This window comes from Dietzia sp. SLG310A2-38A2 (assembly GCF_014145095.1).
In the GTDB taxonomy this organism is placed as follows: Bacteria; Actinomycetota; Actinomycetes; order Mycobacteriales; family Mycobacteriaceae; genus Dietzia.
The window spans coordinates 1-1,805 of the sequence record NZ_JAALDX010000518.1; the positions used below are offsets into that span (position 1 = coordinate 1).

Genomic DNA, 1,805 nt, shown 5'->3' on the forward strand with positions numbered 1-1,805 from the left:
TGGCGGGGGCGGACCGGGTCACGACGGTCGAGTTCGTCTGCGACCTGGGCCCGTTCGAGGACGGCGGGTGGATCTGGTTCGATCTCACCTCCGACACGGACGTCGAGTTGCTCGCCGGTGGGTGGTACTCCGCCGTGGACGCGCCGGCGACCCGCCCTGACGCGGGCCCGGACGGCACCCCCGACCCGGCGGTGCAGGTTCCCAACGACCGTCGGGTGACCGTCGGGATCCCCACGTTCAACCGCCCCGGGGACGCGGTCGCGGCGCTGCGGGCGCTCACCTCCGACCCCGAGGTGGACGCGGTCCTGGACGCGGTGCTCATGCCGGACCAGGGCACCCGCAAGGTGCGTGACGAGCCCGGGTTCGCGGAGGCCGCCGAGTACCTCGGCGAGCGCCTGCGGATCTTCGACCAGCCCAACCTGGGCGGCTCGGGCGGGTACAGCCGCATCATGTACGAGGCCCGGCGACTCACCGACTCGCCGTACATCCTGTACATGGACGACGACATCGAGATCGAGCCCGACTCGATCCTGCGGGCCCTGGCCTTCGCCCGGTTCTCGCGCGTGCCGATGCTGGTCGGCGGCCAGATGCTCAACCTCCAGGAGCGCAGCCACCTCCACACCATGGGCGAGGTGGTGGGCGCGCACGACTTCATGTGGACCGCCGCCCCGCACGCGGACTACGACTACGACTTCTCCCGGTACCCCCTCACCGACCGGGAGAACCCCAAGGAACTGCACCGCCGGATCGACGTGGACTACAACGGCTGGTGGATGTGCCTGATCCCGCGGGTGGTCGCGGAGAAGATCGGCCAGCCCCTGCCGCTGTTCATCAAGTGGGACGACGCGGAGTACGGGCTGCGGGCGCGCCGCGCCGGCCACCCCACGGTCTCGATGCCGGGCGTGGCGATCTGGCACATGGCGTGGTCGGACAAGGACGACGCGATCGACTGGCAGGCCTACTTCCACCTGCGCAACCGGTTGGTGGTGGCTTCGCTCTACCACGACGGCGACCACAAGGGGATCATGCAGTCGAGCCTCAAGGCGCTGGTCAAGCACCTGGTGTGCCTCGAGTACTCGACGGTGGCCATCCAGATCGAGGCCATCCGCGACTTCCTGCGCGGACCGGAGGCGCTCTACGAGCTGCTGCCGACGGCCCTGCCCAAGGTGCGGGCGATGCGCGCGCAGTTCCCCGACGCCGTGGTCATCCCCTCGGCCGTGGACCTGCCCGCGCCCTCCGGCGGCCCGGCGGGGATCCACTCCGAGCCCCGGGGCAGGGTCCGCAAGGCCCTCGCCCTGTCCAAGGGGCTCATCCACACCCTCAGTCGGGACGACAAGGCCCACCACGAGGTGCCGCAGGCCAACTTCCCGCCCGTGGAGGCGCGCTGGTACTCCCTGAGCCGGGTCGACGGCGCCACCGTCACCACCGCCGACGGGCGCGGGGTGGTCTACCGCAAGCGCGACCGTGAGCAGGCCGGATCCCTGTTCGCCGAGTCGGTGGCCGTGCACAGGGAGCTCTTCCGCCGGTTCCCCGAGATGCGGCGCCGCTACCGTGATGCGCACACCGAACTCGTCACCAAGGAGGCCTGGAGCCGTGTCTTCGACGCCTGAGACCGCATCCGGGCCGGCCGGCCCCGACCACGCCGGCACGGGTCCGACCGTGGAGATCCCCGTCCCGACCGGCGAGGTCCGGTTGCTGGCCGGGATCCAGCGTCGGCTCCTCGCGGTGCCCGGGTCGCGTGAGGCCGCCGTCACGCTCTCGCACGTCGGGGAGCACGCGCTGGGCTGGATGGCGATCTCGGCGGA

1 protein-coding gene and 1 pseudogene are annotated in these 1,805 nt (G+C 71.5%); both read left to right on the forward strand.

Annotation, left to right across the window (positions count from 1 at the left end):
* Positions 1–1,610 (forward strand): glycosyltransferase (locus tag G6027_RS16435; RefSeq protein WP_182638088.1); only part of this gene is annotated, 1,610 nt, incomplete at its 5' end.
* Positions 1,594–1,805: pseudogene (locus G6027_RS18310) on the forward strand (phosphatase PAP2 family protein); the annotation flags it as partial. The gene G6027_RS16435 and the pseudogene G6027_RS18310, both read left to right, overlap by 17 nt.